The sequence below is a fragment of the Actinoplanes solisilvae genome, from assembly GCF_003999975.1.
GTDB classification, from domain to species: Bacteria; Actinomycetota; Actinomycetes; order Mycobacteriales; family Micromonosporaceae; genus Actinoplanes; species Actinoplanes solisilvae.
Window position 1 is genome coordinate 1318280 of the sequence record NZ_RJAC01000001.1, and the last position, 16505, is coordinate 1334784.

15 protein-coding genes are annotated in these 16505 nt (G+C 70.2%); 6 read left to right on the forward strand and 9 right to left on the reverse strand.

All coding sequences use genetic code 11. From position 1 onward, the window contains the following. Positions 1-41 precede the first annotated feature (41 nt). The 3 genes from eccB to EER30_RS06275 form a co-directional block, all read right to left on the reverse strand. Positions 42-1409, reverse strand: a complete 1368-nt coding sequence (eccB, locus tag EER30_RS06265; protein ID WP_127499038.1) for a type VII secretion protein EccB — start codon at positions 1407-1409, stop codon at positions 42-44. Positions 1410-1443: 34 nt separating this feature from the next. After that, positions 1444-2553 (reverse strand): magnesium and cobalt transport protein CorA, encoded by a 1110-nt coding sequence (locus EER30_RS06270; RefSeq protein ID WP_127499039.1) that lies wholly within the window; start codon positions 2551-2553, stop codon positions 1444-1446. Between the two features lie 102 nt (positions 2554-2655). After that, on the reverse strand, positions 2656-3750 hold the full coding sequence (locus tag EER30_RS06275; protein ID WP_127499041.1) for an aminotransferase-like domain-containing protein: 1095 nt from the start codon (positions 3748-3750) through the stop codon (positions 2656-2658). A 113-nt stretch (positions 3751-3863) separates the two neighbouring features. Between EER30_RS06275 and EER30_RS06280 the strand changes: the two genes are divergently transcribed. Genes EER30_RS06280 through EER30_RS06290 form a run of 3 tightly spaced genes read left to right on the forward strand, consistent with a single transcriptional unit; the run spans position 3864 to position 6347 of the window. Beyond that, entirely contained in the window at positions 3864-4595 is a 732-nt protein-coding gene (locus tag EER30_RS06280) for a phosphocholine cytidylyltransferase family protein (RefSeq protein WP_127499043.1), read from the forward strand. After that, positions 4583-5644 carry an iron-containing alcohol dehydrogenase family protein gene (locus EER30_RS06285; protein ID WP_127499045.1) on the forward strand — a complete coding sequence of 354 codons (1062 nt, stop codon included), beginning with the start codon at positions 4583-4585 and terminating at the stop codon, positions 5642-5644. Before EER30_RS06280 ends, EER30_RS06285 begins: the two co-directional genes overlap by 13 nt. Continuing rightward, positions 5619-6347: a CDP-alcohol phosphatidyltransferase family protein gene (locus EER30_RS06290; protein ID WP_432417508.1), complete on the forward strand. Its 729-nt coding sequence runs from the start codon at positions 5619-5621 to the stop codon at positions 6345-6347. The genes EER30_RS06285 and EER30_RS06290 overlap by 26 nt, the downstream gene beginning before the upstream one ends. Here the strand turns inward: EER30_RS06290 and EER30_RS06295 are convergent. From EER30_RS06295 to EER30_RS06310, 4 genes are all read right to left on the reverse strand, one after another. After that, entirely contained in the window at positions 6319-6897 is a 579-nt protein-coding gene (locus tag EER30_RS06295) for a TetR/AcrR family transcriptional regulator (RefSeq protein ID WP_127499047.1), read from the reverse strand. The two genes, EER30_RS06290 and EER30_RS06295, sit on opposite strands and share 29 nt — an antisense overlap. Then, entirely contained in the window at positions 6890-7723 is an 834-nt protein-coding gene (locus EER30_RS06300) for an alpha/beta fold hydrolase (protein ID WP_127499049.1), read from the reverse strand. Before EER30_RS06300 ends, EER30_RS06295 begins: the two co-directional genes overlap by 8 nt. 239 nt (positions 7724-7962) lie before the next feature. Beyond that, positions 7963-9471: an arylsulfotransferase family protein gene (locus tag EER30_RS06305; RefSeq protein WP_240669807.1), complete on the reverse strand. Its 1509-nt coding sequence runs from the start codon at positions 9469-9471 to the stop codon at positions 7963-7965. 31 nt (positions 9472-9502) lie between these two features. Then, complete coding sequence (locus tag EER30_RS06310; RefSeq protein ID WP_127499051.1) at positions 9503-10681, reverse strand: glycosyltransferase family 4 protein; 1179 nt, start codon at positions 10679-10681, stop codon at positions 9503-9505. A 25-nt stretch (positions 10682-10706) separates the two neighbouring features. On the opposite strand from EER30_RS06310, the gene EER30_RS06315 reads away from it, so the two are divergent. After that, a complete protein-coding gene (locus EER30_RS06315; protein ID WP_127499053.1) occupies positions 10707-11606 on the forward strand; it encodes an Fpg/Nei family DNA glycosylase in 900 nt (299 codons plus the stop codon). 171 nt (positions 11607-11777) lie between these two features. Then, positions 11778-13364 (forward strand): sugar transferase, encoded by a 1587-nt coding sequence (locus EER30_RS06320; RefSeq protein WP_127499055.1) that lies wholly within the window; start codon positions 11778-11780, stop codon positions 13362-13364. A 68-nt stretch (positions 13365-13432) separates the two neighbouring features. Here the strand turns inward: EER30_RS06320 and EER30_RS06325 are convergent, their stop codons facing one another. Both EER30_RS06325 and EER30_RS06330 read right to left on the reverse strand, forming a co-directional pair. Next, positions 13433-14185 (reverse strand): LytR/AlgR family response regulator transcription factor, encoded by a 753-nt coding sequence (locus EER30_RS06325; protein ID WP_127499057.1) that lies wholly within the window; start codon positions 14183-14185, stop codon positions 13433-13435. After that, entirely contained in the window at positions 14182-15366 is a 1185-nt protein-coding gene (locus EER30_RS06330) for a sensor histidine kinase (RefSeq protein ID WP_127499059.1), read from the reverse strand. The genes EER30_RS06325 and EER30_RS06330 overlap by 4 nt, the downstream gene beginning before the upstream one ends. Positions 15367-15508: 142 nt before the next feature. Here EER30_RS06330 and EER30_RS06335 point away from each other — a divergent pair, with 142 nt between their 5' ends. After that, positions 15509-16378, forward strand: coding sequence for a poly(ethylene terephthalate) hydrolase family protein (locus tag EER30_RS06335; protein ID WP_127499061.1), 870 nt, complete (start codon positions 15509-15511; stop codon positions 16376-16378). Positions 16379-16505 lie beyond the last annotated feature (127 nt).

Below are 16505 nucleotides of genomic sequence, written 5' to 3' on the forward strand. Positions count from 1 at the left end.
GCGGTTTCGCCCGATCGGGCGGGTTGCCTCGGCGACCCGCCCTATTGTGGTGCCGTCTGCCGGGCGCGGGCCGGGTCGAGCGCCGGGCCGGCCGGCATCAGTGAGATCAGTTCCGACGGGATCTGTTGCGGCTTGACCCCGCCGTAGCCGAGCTTGGCGAGCAGGTCACGGTTGGCCAGCGGGAACTGCCGACCGGTGTCGGTGACGACGCTGATCGTGCCGGTGCCCGCGGGCGCGCCGGGTGAGGCGGCCGAGACCGTGACCGCACCCTGGCCGCGCGGCACGAAGACAAGATCGGCCTGCACGCCCTCGCCGGCGGCGGCGACGGCCTTGCCGAGCGGGATCGTCGGGTCGATGCGGATGCCCTCGCCCGCCTTGTCCACCGGGAGGGTGACGCAGGCCCGCGCCGGGGCCCCGTCGACGAGCTGCGGCACGCGCGGGGGCAGGCCCTGCGGGTCACCCGCGTCGCTGACCCGGGTTCGCGAGGTCGGCACGCCGATGAAGTCGTCGCCGAGGTTGACCGCCTGACCCGCGCCGGGAACCGTACGCATCAGACTGGCCTGCATGTCGGTCAACGCCGCCTTGCCGTCGGCCAGCACGACAGCGGACTGCCGCCCGTCGGTGATCACCTGGCCGACCCGCAGATTGCCGACCACCGAGTCGTCGCCCACGTTCGCGATCTCGGGGGCCACCAGGTCAGGACCGGCCGGGACGGCGTTGAGCCAGGCCACCGAGACGGGCCAGGGCCGGTTGCTGCTGTAGTTGAGGGCGTCCAGCGTCTGGTCGTCCCGGGCGACCGGGATCGCGAACCGGCGATTGCCGACGACCAGGGAGTTCTGGCCGGCCCGGTCGCGGACCAGCAGAGCGCGACCGGCGCGGGCGAGCACCGTGCCGTCGGTGAGCCGCGGGCCGACCAGCAGGCTGCTGCGGGTGCCCTGGTTGTCGGTGCAGACCGACCAGCGGCCGGTGACCAGGTCGCCCTTGCCGGGCAGCGAGTCGGGCGCGTCCGGGATGCCGAGCGGGTCGCCGAGCTGCACCGAGGCCAGTTTCGAGGCCGAGACGCTCTTCAGCGTCGGTGCCGGCGCCGAGGCGAGCAGCAGGCCCGAGGTGAAGTTGAGCACCGGGTGGAGCTTGCCGTCGGCCTCGAGATAGACGAACCGGGCGCCGGTCCCCTTCTCCTGGAAGACCACGCCGGGATCGCGCGGGTTGACCCGGCTGTTGCCGGTGAACAGGCCGTAGAGCGCGGCCGCGCCGACCAGGATGGCCGCGATCAGCAGGCTGACCAGGGCCGTCATCCCGGCCCGGCGCAGTGGCGAGCGCTGCGGGTCGGGATCGTGCGTGACCAGCGCGGCCACCACGCGCTGCAGCGAGTATTGGTACGAGTGGAGCTGGTCCTGACGGGACGGCACCTTCGTGACTGTAGCGGGAGCCGTCGATGGATCGTTACAGCCAGCCGCTGCGGCGGAACACTCGGTAGAGCAGCACCGAGATCACCACGATGATCAGCCACCACGACGCGTAGCCGTATTTCCAGGTCAGCTCGGGCATGAAGGTGAAGTTCATGCCGTAGATGCCGGCGCCCGCCGTCCACACGGTCGCGATGGCCGCCCACGCCGCGATCTTGCGCATGTCGTTGTTCTGGTCGACCGTGACCTGCGCGAGCCGGGCCTGCAGGATCGAGTTGAGCAGGTCGTCGAAGGACGAGACCTGCTCAACCGTACGGGTGAGGTGGTCCTGCACGTCGCGGAAGTACTTGCCGATCCGCTTCGGCACGAGCGTCACGATCATGGCCAGCGGGCGCTGCAGCGGGACGACTGCGCGCCGGAACTCCACGAGCTCACGCTTCATCTGGTAGATCGCCGGGATAGGGCTCGCGTGGTCGCGCGAGAAGACGCCCTCCTCGATCAGGTCGAGATCGGACTCCACCCGGTCGGCCACGGCGACGTAGTGGTCGACGACCCGGTCGGTCACCGCGTAGGCGACCGCCCACGGCCCCTGCTCGATCAGCTCGGCCCGGTGCGACTCGAGATCGGCGCGGACCGAACCCAGCTCGGACGCGTCGCCGTGGCGCACCGTGATGACGAACTGCTCGCCGACGAAAATCATCATCTGGCCGGTCTCGACGACCTGCGAATTCTCCGTCATCTCGCCGTGCGGCACATACCGCGCGGTGCGCATGACCAGGAAGTGGACCGAGCCGAACTGCTCCAGCTTGGGGCGCTGCTCGGCCTTCACCGCGTCCTCGACGGCCAGCTCGTGCAGGCCGTAGGTGCGCGCGATCGCGGTCATCTCCTCCTCGCCCGGCTCGTGCAGGCCGAGCCAGACGAAGGCGTCGTCGCGCGCGCAGGCCGTACGAAGGGCCTCGTCGGGGGTGAAATCGCCGGGCAACCGCTGGCCGGCCGCGTAGACCGCGCAGTCGACGACCGCGCTGCCCGCGACACGGCCCGCGCCGTTCTCGGTGTGCCCGTCGGCGGCGCCGAGGATGCGGTTCATCGCCCGCACCGGAGCGGCGAAGGCTCGCGACAGCGGCGTGTGCCTGTTCCGATCGCTCATCTGAACCTCCTCGCACGCACGAACCAGCAAACCGCCCGAGGTTACTTCACGAACGGGCCGGCGCCGAGCGGAATGCTCGACGCCGGCCCCCTTGCGATCAGTTCAGCCGCGCACCTCTTCGATGGCGGCGGCGAGGCGGCGTACGCCCTCATCGATCTGGTCGACGGTGACCGCGGAATAGGCCAGCCGGACCGAGCTGTGACCACCCTCGAGCAGGAAGTCGCTGCCCTTGACGACGGCGACACCTTTTTTCATGGCGGCCGGGAAGAGCTTGTCGACGTTGACGTCGGCGGGCAGGTCGACCCAGAGGAAGTAGCCGCCGTCGGGCTCGGTGAAGGTCGCGCCGGGGATGTGCTCGCGCAGCGACTCGGCCAGCACCCGGGCCCGCTCGCCGAGGGCGGCGCTCACCGTCGCCACGGAACGATCGATGTCGCCCGAGACGCAGAACTGGTGGACGATCGCCTCGGAGACCATGCCGGGCGAAATGTAGAGGTTGGTGGCCTTCTTGGCGATCGCGTCGATCAGCGCGGCCGAGCCCACCAGGTAGCCGACGCGCACGCCGGGGCAGACCGTCTTGGTGAAGCTGGAAGCGTGCACGACGGTGTTCTCGGAGTCCATCGAGAGCATCGACGGGAGGGCGTCGCCGCGGAAACGAATGTCCACGTACGGGTCGTCCTCGAAGATGGTGAAGCCGTACTCGACGGCGAGGTCGAGCAGGGCGCGGCGCTTCTCGACCGAGAGCGTGATGCCGGCCGGGTTCTGGTAGTTCGGGATGATGTGGGCGAGCTTGGGACGCACCCCCGACTCGAGCAGGGCGCGCAGCTCGTCGACGTCGATGCCGTCGGGGCGCAACGTGACCTGGTGCACCTTGGCGCCGAGGTTCTGCAGGCTGAGAAGCGTACGGTCATAGGTCGGCTTCTCGACCACGACGTCGTCGCCGGGGTGCACGAGGTGGTTGAACAGGAACGCGTCGGCCTGCAGCGATCCGTTGGTGACGATGACCTGGTCGGGAGAGACATTGTGCTTCTCGGCGATCCACTTGCGCAGCGGGACATATCCGACGGAGGTGCCGTAGGCGGTCACACCGGCGGGATCGGCGTCGAACGCGCGCGCGGCGGCGGCCTTGAGACCCTCGACGTCGATGATGTCCAGCGAGGGAGCGCCCCGGGCGAAAGAGATCAGCTGCTCAGCGGTCATGGCGACAAGCTTACGAGCCGCCTCTATAGACTTTTCGTCTGCCTCGTTCGGTCCGGGCTGTGGGACAGCGACCGTTATATTCGGGGCTTCGTCAAACAGATGGAGACACCCCGATGATCGGTCTCATACTCGCCGCTGGTGCCGGACGCAGGCTCCGTCCCTACACGGACACCCTGCCCAAGGCCCTGGTCCCGGTCGACGGGGAAACCACGATCATGGACATTTCACTGCGTAACCTGGCCGCGGCCGGGCTGACCGACGTGACGATCGTGGTCGGTTACCGCTCGAGCGCCGTCGAGGTGCGCCAGGCCGCCTTCGAGAAGAAGTACGGCGTCAAGATCTCCCTCGTCCACAACGACAAGGCCGAGGAGTGGAACAACGCGTACTCGCTCTGGCTCGCCCGCGACCACTTCGCGCAGGGCGCTCTCATGGTCAACGGCGACACCGTGCACCCGGTCAGCGTCGAACAGACCCTCCTCGCCCAGCGTGGCCCGAGCATCCTGCTCGCCATCGACAATGTGAAGAAGCTGGCTGACGAGGAGATGAAGACCGTCTTCAGCGAAGATGGACAGCTCACCAAAATCACGAAACTGATGGAGCCGTCCGAGGCCTTCGGCGAATACATCGGCGCCAACATCATCGAGGCGTCGGCGGCGTCCGCCCTCGCCGACGCCCTGCAGGCGACCTGGGAACGCAACCCCGACCTCTACTACGAGGACGGCTTCCAGGAATACGCGAACCGCGGTGGCCAGGTGCGGGCCGCGGTGATCGGCGACGTCGACTGGGTCGAGGTCGACAACCACGACGACCTGGCCAAGGCCCGGGACATCGCATGCCGCTACTAGCCCGCAGCGTCCAGGCCCCGCTGCACATCCACGTGCGCCGCGGGGCCGTGGCCGACCTCGGCCGCATCCTGGCCGACGGCCGCGTCTCGGCCGGCGGAGATGTCGCCGTGGTGGTCGGCCCCGGACAGGGCGAGCGCATCGCCGAGCTGATCCGGCCGTCGCTGGCGTCGGCTGACGTCTTCACGACCAGCGGCGGCACCCTCGACGCGGCCCTCGAGCTGGCCGACAAGCTGCGCTCCCGGCCGTACGACGCGGTCGTGGGCATCGGTGGCGGCACCACGGTCGACGCGGCCAAATACGCGGCCAGCCGCTGGGGCCTGCCGATGATCTCGGTCGCCACCAGCCTGGGCAACGACGGCATCGCCTCGCCGGTGGCCAGCCTGATCAACGACGGCGTCAAGGGCTCGTACGGGGTGCACATCCCGTTCGGCGTCATCGTCGACCTGGACTTCGTCGAGACCGGCTCCGACCGGGTCAACCGCGGCGGCATCGGCGACGCGATCAGCAACATCAGCGCCCTGGCCGACTGGGAACTGGCCCGTGAGATCCGCGGCGAGCCGGTCGACGGGCTGGCCGCCTCGCTGGCCCGGATGGGCGCCGAGGCCGTGCTCACCATGCCGGGTGATCTCAGCGACGACGCCTTCGTGACGGTCCTGGCCGAGGCCCTCATCTCGAGCGGGCTGGCGATGGCGGTGTGCGGCAGCAGCCGGCCCGCCAGCGGTGGCTGCCACGAGATCATGCACGCGATCGACTCGCTCTACCCGGGCACGGCGTCGCACGGCGAGCTGGCCGGGCTGGGCGCGCTGTTCTGCACGTTCCTGCGGGGCGACGAGCGCCGCTTCGCCCAGATGGCCGATTGCCTGGGCCGGCACAAACTGCCGCGTGTCCCCTCCGACGTCAACCTCAGCGACGAGCAGTTCGTCGAGGCCGTCGAGTTCGCGCCGCGCACCCGCCCCGACCGCTACACGATCCTGGAACACCTCGCCATGACACCGGACGAGATCCGCGGAAGGTTGGGGGACTATGTCGATGCCGTCGAACGCCGCTGACACCGGTGCGCCCACGGCGGCCGATTACTACGCCGTCAACCGGGGCGGCGGCCTCTTCAGCGAGGCCCTGAGCCAGCATCTCGGCGCGCGCATCGCGGTCGTCGCGCACAAGCACCGCCTCGCGCCGACCGTGCTGACCGTCCTCAACCTGGGCATCGGCGGTCTGGTCTCGATCGTGGTGGTCGCGGCGGCCGAGCCGATCGCCGACGGCCGGGTCTGGGCCTGGCCGATCGGCCTGCTCGCGCTGCTGGGCTGGCAGCTCGCGTACGCCTTCGACTGCGCCGACGGGCAGCTCGCCCGGGTCACCAACCAGAAGAGCGCGGCCGGTGGCCGCCTCGACGTGCTCTGCGACGTGGCCGTGCAGATCTCGCTGGTGGCGGCCCTGGCCGCGACGGCTGAGGCGCAGGTGCCGGACACCCCGGCGTGGCTGCTGGCCGCCTTCGCCGGCACCTGGATGGTCAACCTGGTGACCTCGGTGATGCAGACCGGGGACAACCCCACCAGCATGGTGACCAGCCGGTCGCTGCCGGTTCGGCTGGTCAAGCTGGTGCGCGACTACGGAGCGGTGATCGCTCTGGCCGGCCTCGTGCTGACCGTCGCGCCACAGTGGACGATCTGGTTCGTCGGGCTCTTCACCCTGGTCAACGCGGCTTTCCTGGCGGCCAGCGTGATGTTCAGCGCCCGGGAGGCGTTGAGGCACTGAGTCCACGGTCGACAAAGTCGATCAGCCACTCAAAACTCTTGTCGACGTCGGTCTCCATCTGGAAGCCGCCGGCCGCCTCGAGCGTGGCGAATCCGTGGAACTGACTGCGCAGCATCCGCAGGGCATGGACGGTGTCGGCCGGATCGATCTCGTATCCGGCCACCACCGTCGCCAGCGATTCGAGGAGTCGCGCCCCGGCCTGGGCCACCGGGTCGTCCGGCCCGCCCGCGTCGAGCCGCACGGTCGTGGCATAGCGCCCGGGGTGTTCGATCACGTACGACCGCATCGTGTGCGCCGCCGCCGCGAGCGCGTCCCGACCGGCCCGACCGGCCAAGGCGTCACGCATCTGGTCGCCCAGCTCGGTCAGCGCGAGGGCGGCGATCCGCCGGTTGAGGTCGGCCTGGCTCGCCACGTGCTTGTAGAGCGACGGTGCGCGCACCCCCAGCCGCTCGGCGAGCAGCCCCATCGTCACGTTGGCCAGCCCGACCTCGTCGGCCAGCGTGGCCGCGGCGCTGACCACGACCGCCGGGTCAAGACCGGCCCTAGGCACGGGCGTACGCCTTGAGGAACGGCAGCAGCAGGGCGACGGTCTCGTCGGGGAACTGCGTGTGCGGGTAGTGGCCCGCGCCCTCGATCATCTCGACCGTGGCCAGCCCGGACGGCATGGCCGCGACGATCGCCTCGCCCTCGGCCCGCGGGTCGGCCCAGTCGGGGTCGAGCGAGCCCTCAACGATCAGCGCCGGGCAGCGGACGTTGGCGAGCTGAGCGCCCGCGTCGGCCGGCGTCGTGCGGCCCATGCCCTGCAGCGCCTTCATGCGGCCGGGCTCGCCCAGCATGGCCGCGTTGCGCCGCAGCTGGTCGGCCCAGTCCTCCGGTTTGCGCCCGGGGAAGGCGACGTCCAGATAGCGGTGCCACCACTTCACGCTGCCCAGCATGGTCATCATGATCAGCCGGGTCATGCCGGCCCGATAACGCCTCGACCGCAGGGCGCCGAGGGTGATCGCCTGGGCGCGGGTGAACGGGCCCAGCTCGACGATGCCCTCGACCAGGTCGGGCGCTGTCGCGGCGGCGATCGTGACCGCGCCGCCCGAGATCGAGTGACCGACCAGCACGGCCGGGCCGCCGAGGTGGCGCACGACGGCGATCAGGTCTCCGGCGATGTCGGTGCGGCTGTAGGAGGGCCACTCGGCGCTCGACTCGCCGGCGCCGCGCAGGTCGACGGCGGCCACGCGATAGCCGGCCGCGACGAGCTGGGGAATCACGAACCGGTAGGACTCGCGGCTGTCGCCCATGCCGTGCGCCAGCACGACGAGCGGGCCCTCGCCGGTCACCTCGTAGGCGAGCGTGCCGCCGTCGACGGAGAGGAACTCGGTCATCTCGACCTCCAGTTGGCTAACGTTGTTAGCTAAAGCTAACGCCGTTAGCCAGAATCGTCAACCCCTTCTGCCCGCGGGTGATCGATCCCGCTTGGACTCCTCGACTCGGCCGGCCGGGTCGGCTACTCCTACACGGGCACCCGCTCCACCGGGGTCAACTACCGGCTGCGGGCACGCTTCGCCGGCTCCACGCTGAACGCGGCGACCTACGGCTCTCCGATCTACCTGCGCTTCAAGCGTTAGACGCGCACCGGCACGGCCGAGGAGGCGCCCAGCACCTTCCCGGCCGTGTCCAGCGCCTCGGCCACCACATATTCGGGTGTGCCCGGAACCGTCAATGTCGTCTCGAAGCCGGTCCGGGGCTCCTCGACCGCGCCGCCGGCCAGCGCGCCGGGCTGCTGACCCCACCTGGCCCGCCATCGGGCGACCCGGGTCGAGCCGTTCCAACTGGCCGAGACGATCACGTTGCCGTTCTCGACGCGCAGGCCGAGCGCGGGCTGGTCGAGCGGGGAACCGGCCCATTCCGCCTTGTAGGCGCGGTAGGACTGGTTGTCGAGCGGCAGGTGCCCGGCCAGCCGCACGGAGCCGTCGGCGTTGTGTTCGGTGAAGTGCGGCATCTGCCCCCAGCCGACGAACGAGCCGCCGTCGGCCAGTTCGCGGAAGCTGCCCTGGGTCGGGGCCGACAGCCGGTCGGGATGCACATACTCGGCGACGAAGGTCGTCCTCCGGGCCGCCTCGTCCACTTTGAACACCAGGCCACGGGAATAGTCGCGTTCCTTGGTGACGCCGGCGCCGTTGTCGAACAGGCCGTACGACCCGTCCCGCCGCTGGCGCACGTCGTGCTGCCAGGAGAATCGCGTCCGCTCGTCGACCTCGAGATCCGACTTCTTCCCGCCGATCCGCCAGACGACCTCGCCGCTCCTCCGGTCGATCTTGTAGACGGCCCACGTGTGCCGGGCCGACGCGAGCAGGTTGCCGTCGGCGGCCAGCCCGATCGAGTTCGCGTGGAAGTAGTCGTACGGGAGGTGGGCCGAATCCCCCACCGGCAGCGGCGCGTACGACTCGTCGAGCCCCACGTGATCACTCGACCGCCACTCGAAGACCTTCCGGCCGGTCGCGATTTCGATCTCCTGGATGACGCCGTCATGCAGCACCCCGTCCGCAGGGCCGCCCACCGAGCTCAGATCGTGGGGCACCGGGTCGTAGACCCAGAAGAGCGCGGTGTTCCGGGGCGTGATCACCAGGTCGTGCTGGTCGGCCTGCTCGGTGCCGGCCGCGCGCACCCGGGTGATCTCCCGGTACGACTGGTCGGCGATCACGAACTCGCCCTGCCCCACGCCCTGCCCGCCGGTTCCCCCGATGGTCCCCTCCCACCAGGTCAGCACCGGCTTGTTCCGATAGATCTGGGCCTTGAGGTCGATCGCCACGGTCGCCGGGTCGGGCACCTTGCGGAACCAGACCGGCGAGCCGCGCTCGTCGACGACAAGCGGCCCCCAGAGGCCGGTGCCCGAGGCGGGCGTCAGGAAGATCGAGCCCGCCACCGTCCCGGCGGCGGCCGTCGTGATCGTGACCTCGGGCAACGCGTTGAGGTCGGGCCTCGACCGGAACTTGGGCCCCGGGGCGGGGGTGGAGGCGGTCGGCGGCGGGTCGTCTTCACGGCCAATCGCATAGCCGATGCCGCCGCCGGCCACGCCGGTCACCACGGCACCGCCCACGCCGAACAGCACGTTCCTGCGGGAGACGCTCACATCTTCAAGCGTTCCCCGGACGATTCAAGATCTACCTCGGTAGGTGATCAGAGTTGGCTGTGAGGCTGCTGTAGATCTCGATGAGCCGCGGGGTGAGCACGTCGGGGTGGAAATGGGTCAGGTAGCGGCGGCGGGCCGCGGCCGCGAAGGCCGGCGCACCGGCACGGGCGATCGGCAGCGCGTCGGCCAGACCGGACGGCTCGACGACCCAGCCGGCGGCCTCGGCGCCCGAGCCGACCAGGTAGGGGATGCCACCGACGGCCGTGCCGAGCACCGGGCGACCGGCCGCCATCGCCTCCAGGATCACGGTCGGCAACGTGTCGTTCCACGTCGGCACGGCGACCACCACGGCCGACTCACGCCGCGCTGCCCGCATGCCCTCCTGATCGAGAATGCCCAGGTAGATGACGTCGGAGCGCTCGGCCGCGGCCTTCTCGGCCAGCGGGCGCAACTCGCCGTCGCCGGCGATGCGCAGCGTGCCGAGGCTGCCGTCCGGGTGCCGCTGCCAGGCGTCGAGCAGCAGGTCGAGGCCCTTCTCGGGGGAGAGCCGGGCGCCGTAGAGGAAGCCGTCGCCCAGCGGCGCGGGCTCACCCGGGTCGGGCAGGCCGTTCGGCTTCACCACGATGTGCTCGTCGGAGATGCCGTAGTCGCGCAGGTGGGCGGCGATGCGGTCGGTGAGCGCGATGAACCGGTCGACCGAGCGCCAGGTCGGCCGGTGCACGGCCAGCGTCGTCGCCATCAGGGCGCTCTGGGCCGCCGAGCCGCGGTAGCAGCGGTGCTGCACGGCCGGCCAGCCGATGAGCTTGCCCCGGCAGTCGGTGCAGTTGTGGCCGTCGCGGAAGTAGAGGCCCGACGAGCAGACCTGGCGGTAGTTGTGGACCGTCTGGACGACCGGCACACCGTGCGCGTGCGCGGTCCGCACGACCCAGGGCGAGAGCAGAGGGTACGGGTTGTGCAGGTGCAGCACGTCGGGCCGCTCGGACTCGATGAGGCGGGAGAGGTCGCGCTGGGCCGACCGGCCGTAGATCGGCGAGAGCGGCAGCAGCGCCTTCTCGGCCAGCGGCAGGTCACCGATCGAGTCGGAGCTGCGCTGGAACGGCAGCACCTCGATCCCCGCGGCGCGCAATTGGGCTATCTCGGTGTCGACTATGACATTTTCGCCGGAGGGGATGGCTTCCCGATAACGGTTGTGCGCAACGACGACCTTCACGGTGAGAAACGCTACCGTTGACACCGTGCCCGAACTCCCTGAGGTCGAGGCGCTCGCGGCCTACCTGCGCGAGCGCGCGGTCGGCCACACTGTGCAGCGCCTCGAGGTGTCCTCGTTCAGCGCGCTGAAGACGTACGATCCCGCTCCTAGCGCCATCGCCGGGCTGCCGATCACGTCGGCCGGGCGACACGGCAAGTTCCTCGATATCGGTTTCTCATCCGGGGTTGATCTCGGTTTTCCGCCGCGGGAAGGCTCAGCCGATATTCACCTGGTCGTTCACCTGGCCCGGGCCGGGTGGCTGCACTACCGCGACGCGTTCAAGTCGCCGGCGCCGCTCAAGCCCGGCAGCGGCCCGATCGCCATCCGGGTGCGCCTCGACGACGGCTCCGGTTTCGACCTCACCGAGGCCGGCACCCAGAAGTCCCTCGCGGCCTACCTGGTACGCGACCCGGCCGAGGTGCCCGGCGTGTCCCGGCTCGGCCCCGACGCGCTGGCCGTCTCCCGCGACGAGTTCGCCGAGCGTCTGCGCGGGCGCAACGGCCAGGTCAAGGGCGTGCTGGTCGACCAGGAGGTGCTGGCCGGCATCGGCAACGCCTACTCCGACGAGATCCTGCACGTCGCCAAGCTGTCGCCGTTCGCCCTGACCGGCAAGCTGACCGACGAGCAGATCGACACGCTCTACGCGGCGATGCGCGAGGTCGAGACCGACGCCGTCACCCGCTCGGTCGGGCAGAAAGCCGCCGAGCTCAAGGGCGAGAAGCGGGCGGGCATGCGGGTCCACGCGCGCACCGGCCTGCCCTGCCCGGTCTGCGGTGACACGGTGCGCGAAGTCTCCTTCGCCGACAAAAGCCTGCAATACTGCGCTACCTGCCAGACCGGGGGAAAACCGCTGGCCGACCGGCGCCTGTCCAAGTTGATCCGATAGCCGCCTGTCAGTCACCCTACGTACACAGCTGGTAAAGCGGCCAGAACGTCCGCTTCTTTCCGCCCGATCCATCGGTATAGTGGCCCGGTCCCACGTTTCCGTGACGCGCGTGAGCGGATCCCGGCCTGAGGGCCCTCCGCCGCAACCGTGGCGGTGCGTAATCTTTTCCGGATGCGGGAGGACACAGGCGAGGTGACCGCTAGCCTGCATCGCCCGGTTACCGACAGCAGCCGGAGCAGCGCCGTGCCGTACGAGAGCTTCGAGTGGCAGCAACAGCAGCCGCCGAGCAACGGGGTCCCCCGATCGGCGTGGAACCGGCAGCACAAGCGCCTGTCGCGCTGGCACCGCCCGTACACCATGGTCCTGATCGTCCTCGACCTGCTCTCGGTGCTGGCCGCCAGCTATCTCGCCCAGAATCTCGAGAAGTCCCGCTCCGGCTTCATGGGTCGCAGCCTCGGCTTCCTGCACGACGAGCAGCTCTTCGTCTTCTTCGCCTACCTGGTGCTGCCGATCGGCTGGCTGATCCTGCTCTGGGCCAACGGCACGTACGACCGCCGTTATCTAGGCCTGGGCAGCGAAGAGTTCAAACGCATCGTGCGCACGTCGGTCACCGTCGTGGCCTGCGTGTCCCTGCTCGCCTTCGCCACAAAGACCGGTCTGTCTCGTGGCACGGTCGCCGTGGTCTCGCTGAGCGCCCTGCTCTTCCTGCTCTTCGGCCGGGTCGGGGCCCGGCAGGTGCTGCACTTCGCCCGCCGCCGGACGGGCCACGGTGCCCACCGCATGATCCTCGTCGGCACGCTGCCCGAGGCGCTCGAGGTCTACACCGCGGTCACCCGCAGCCCCGCCGCCGGTCTCATCCCGGTCGCCATCCACATCACCGACGGCTACGCGGCCGCCCGTGGCATCGAGACCCCGGTCCCGGTCTACGCCGCCCGCGACGTGATGGCCCTGGTGCGCGAGGTCGGCGCCGACACGATCGCGGTCTGCGGCTCGGCCAGCGCCGAACCGGGCGAACTGCGCCGCCTGGCCTGGCAGCTCGAGGGCACGGGCGTCGACCTGGTGGTCGCCCCGCAGCTCACTGACATCGCCGGGCCGCGCGTGCACATCCGCCCGATCGAGGGCCTGCCGCTGCTGCACGTCGAGGAGCCGACCCTCTCGGGCCCCGGCTGGCTGTTGAAGAACCTGATCGACCGGGTCGCCGCCGGCCTCGGCCTGCTGCTGATCAGCCCGATCCTGGTGGCCATCGCGATCGGCATCCGGCTCTCCGATCCCGGCCCGGTCTTCTTCCGCCAGCCGCGTGTCGGCCACGAGGGCCGCACGTTCCGGGTGTGGAAGTTCCGCACGATGTATCAGGACGCGGAAGAGCGCAAACGCACGCTGGAAGAGCTCAACGAGTCCGACGGCATGCTGTTCAAGATGAAGAACGACCCGCGCATCTTCGCGTTCGGCGCCAAGCTGCGGGCCACCTCGCTCGACGAACTGCCCCAGCTCATCAACGTCCTCAAGGGCGAGATGTCCCTGGTCGGCCCGCGCCCACTCCCCGCCGACGACGGCGACTACCTGGGCGACGTCCGTCGTCGCCTGCTGGTGCGGCCGGGCATCACGGGTCTGTGGCAGGTCTCGGGCCGCTCCGACCTCTCGTGGGACGAAGCCGTCCGGCTCGACCTCTACTACGTCGACAACTGGTCGCTCACCTACGACCTGAGCATCATGTGGCGCACGATCTGGGTCGTGCTGCGGCGCAAGGGCGCCTACTAAGCCCTGTGGATAACTCTGTGGAGAAGTCCATGGAGCTGTGGATAACCGTGTGGACGGGAGTGCCAGGCTTACCTGGTCCAGTCGTGCTTGACCGCTCTGATCAGCCGATCCTTCAGCTCGCGGGTGTGCCGTCGGCTGACCGGCAACTCGATGTTGTCCACCGACACCACATATCCCGAGCCGGTGAGCCGCAGCTCGACGATCAAGCGGATCTGCACGAGGTAGGACCGGTGGATGCGGACGAACCCGGCGTCGGCCCACCGTTCGGCCAGGGTCGCGAGCGAGACCCGTACGAGGTGTGAGGCATCTGACGTGTGCAGCCGTGCGTAGTCACCCTGGGCCTCGACCCAGCGGACCGACGACCGGGGGAGCATGCGGGTGGTTCCGGCCAGCTCGACCGGGATCGACGGCTCGTCCACCGGCACGACCGGCGCGACCGGCACGACCGCGGGCACCGGCCGGGCCTCGGACACGCGTCGCAGCGACTCCCCGAGCCGCTCGGCCCGCACCGGTTTACGCACGTAATCGGTGACACCCAGGTCGAAGGCGTCCACGGCCCCGTCGTCGTACGCGGTCACGAAGACGATCGCCGGCGGCCGTGCGAACCGTCGCAGAATGCGGGCCAGCTCCATGCCGTCGAGTCCAGGCATGCGGATGTCGAGGAACACCGCGTCGACCTCGGTGTCGCGCAGCACCCGCAGGGCCTCGGTCGCGTCCCCGGCGCGGTGCACGTGCGCCACCCGGCCGTCCGCGTTCAGCAGGTAGGCCAGCTCGTCCAGGGCGGGCGGCTCGTCGTCGACCGCGAGCACGACGAGGTTCACGCCCTCACCCCCGGGTGGAATTTCGGCACTCGCATGCTCACCTTCGTACCCGCTCCGGGCGCGGTCTCCACCACCAGGCCGAAGCCGTCGCCGAAGACCGAGCGCAGCCGCTCGTCCACGTTCGCCAGACCCACGTGCTGGCCGTCGTCGGTCTCGGGCATGCCCGCGGCGAAGACCGCCGGATCCATGCCGACTCCGTCGTCCTCGACCGTGATGTGGCATTCCGCCCCGGCGTCCCGTGCTTCGATGCTCACCATACCGACGCCCGGCTTGCGCGAGAGCCCGTGCCGCACCGCGTTCTCGACCAGCGGCTGCAGGCACAGGAACGGCAGCCCGACCGGCAGCACCTCGGGGGCGATCTGCAGCCGCACCTGCAGGCGGTCGCCGAACCGGGCCCGCTCGATGGTCAGGTAGCGGTCGATCGAGCGCAGCTCTTCGGCCAGCGTCGTGAAGTCGCCGTGCGCGCGGAACGAGTAGCGGGTGAACTCGGCGAACTCCAGGATCAGCTCGCGCGCCCGCTCGGGGTCGGTGCGTACGAACGAGGCGATCGCGGTCAGCGCGTTGTAGATGAAGTGCGGGCTGATCTGGGCCCGCAGCGCCCGCACCTCGGCCCGGGCGAGCCGCTCGCGCGACGAGTCGAGCTCGGCCAGCGCCAGCTGCGAGCCGGCCCAGCGGGCGGTCTCCAGCGTCGCCTGCACGAGCCCCGGCGCCGGATGATCGTCGGCCACGGCCACCAGCACGGCCGTGACCTGGCCGGACAGCGGCGCCACCACAGCGCCGCGAACGATGCAGTCGACCTGGTCGCAGGGCAGGTCGGAGGCGGTCAGCACGATCGAGCGGTGGCTGTCGAGGGCGCGGGCGGCCGCGGCGGTGAACTGATCACTGTGGTGGCTGCCGCGCCCGTCGAAGGCCAGGCAGCGCTGCCCGTCGGCGATCGTCAGCCCGGCCGCGCCGACCAACGTACGCAGGTGGCGGGCGGCTTTGGCGGCCGTGCCCGGACTGAGCCCGGCCCGCAACGGGTCGGCCGCGAGGGCGGCGGTGTGCAACACGTCGTAGGTGGCCCGCTGCATGGCGGTCGCGATGCCCCGGCGCGCACGCAGCCGCACGGCGGCCACCACGGCCGCGGCCAGGGCGGCGAGGACGGCCACGACCGCCAGCACGCTGCCCACCTGTCCGGCCACGCCGGAAGATTACCGGCCGTCCGCGCACTCATAGCGTATTGACAGGGTGCCAATTGGGATTACCGGCCGGTAACGAATGGATCAAATATTGACCTAATTCGATACCTGGCCAACCCAGGATCGCCCGGCTCAGGGAGTGCCCATGTCCGTTCCCAAGCTCCGCACAGGTCTTGCCGCCGTCGTCGCAGCCGTCACCCTCGTGGCCGCGTCGCCCGCCTCCCCCGCCCGCGCCGCCAACCCCTACGAGCGCGGTCCTGCCCCCTCCACCAGCACGATCGAGGCGTCCCGCGGCTCCTTCGCGATCGCCCAGGCCACCGTCGCCCGATCCGCGGTCAGCGGGTTCGGCGGCGGCACGATCTACTACCCGACCAGCACCGCGGCCGGCACCTTCGGCGCGGTGGCCATCTCGCCCGGCTTCACCGCCTCGCAGTCGAGCGTGTCGTGGCTCGGCCCCCGACTCTCCTCGCAGGGCTTCGTCGTGATCACGATCGACACGCTCAGCACCCTCGACCAGCCGGCCAGCCGGGGCAGCCAGTTGCTGGCCGCGCTCGACTACCTGACCCGCACCAGCAGCGTGCGCACCCGCATCGACGCGACCCGCCTGGGCGTCATGGGCCACTCGATGGGCGGCGGCGGCAGCCTGTCGGCCTCGGTCACCCGCCCGTCCCTGCAGGCGGCCATTCCGCTCACCCCGTGGCACGGCACCAAGAACTGGTCCTCCGACCGCGTCCCGACCATGATCATCGGCGCCGAGAACGACACCGTCGCGTCGGTGAGCTCGCACGCCGAGCCGTTCTACACGAGCATGCCGAGCACGAACGACAAGGCCTATCTCGAGCTCAACAATGCCTCGCACTCCGCTCCGACCTCGACGAACGTGACCGTGGCGAAGTACAGCATCTCGTGGCTCAAGCGCTTCATCGACAACGACACCCGCTACGAGCAGTTCCTCTGCCCGGCCCCGTCCGGCTCCGCGATCCAGGAATACCGCGACACCTGCCCCCACTCCTGAGGGTTTGCGGTGCCCGGTCCGCCGGGCGCCACTTTCCAAAATTCAGATGTACGAGTCCTCCAACGCGTCCTATCGCGACGCCACGCGCCGTCTTTGGTCACCCCGATCACGCGGCTTCCGGCCGGGC

What these genes read in the sequence shown, in the direction of transcription:
- EER30_RS06270 (WP_127499039.1), bottom strand. Translation starts at nt 2,553, where the DNA reads ATGAGCGATCGGAACAGGCACACGCCGCTGTCGCGAGCCTTCGCCGCT.
- EER30_RS06275 (WP_127499041.1), bottom strand. Translation starts at nt 3,750, where the DNA reads ATGACCGCTGAGCAGCTGATCTCTTTCGCCCGGGGCGCTCCCTCGCTG.
- EER30_RS06280 (WP_127499043.1), top strand. Translation starts at nt 3,864, where the DNA reads ATGATCGGTCTCATACTCGCCGCTGGTGCCGGACGCAGGCTCCGTCCC.
- EER30_RS06285 (WP_127499045.1), top strand. Translation starts at nt 4,583, where the DNA reads ATGCCGCTACTAGCCCGCAGCGTCCAGGCCCCGCTGCACATCCACGTG.
- EER30_RS06290 (WP_432417508.1), top strand. Translation starts at nt 5,619, where the DNA reads ATGTCGATGCCGTCGAACGCCGCTGACACCGGTGCGCCCACGGCGGCC.
- EER30_RS06300 (WP_127499049.1), bottom strand. Translation starts at nt 7,723, where the DNA reads ATGACCGAGTTCCTCTCCGTCGACGGCGGCACGCTCGCCTACGAGGTG.
- EER30_RS06320 (WP_127499055.1), top strand. Translation starts at nt 11,778, where the DNA reads ATGCGGGAGGACACAGGCGAGGTGACCGCTAGCCTGCATCGCCCGGTT.
- EER30_RS06335 (WP_127499061.1), top strand. Translation starts at nt 15,509, where the DNA reads ATGTCCGTTCCCAAGCTCCGCACAGGTCTTGCCGCCGTCGTCGCAGCC.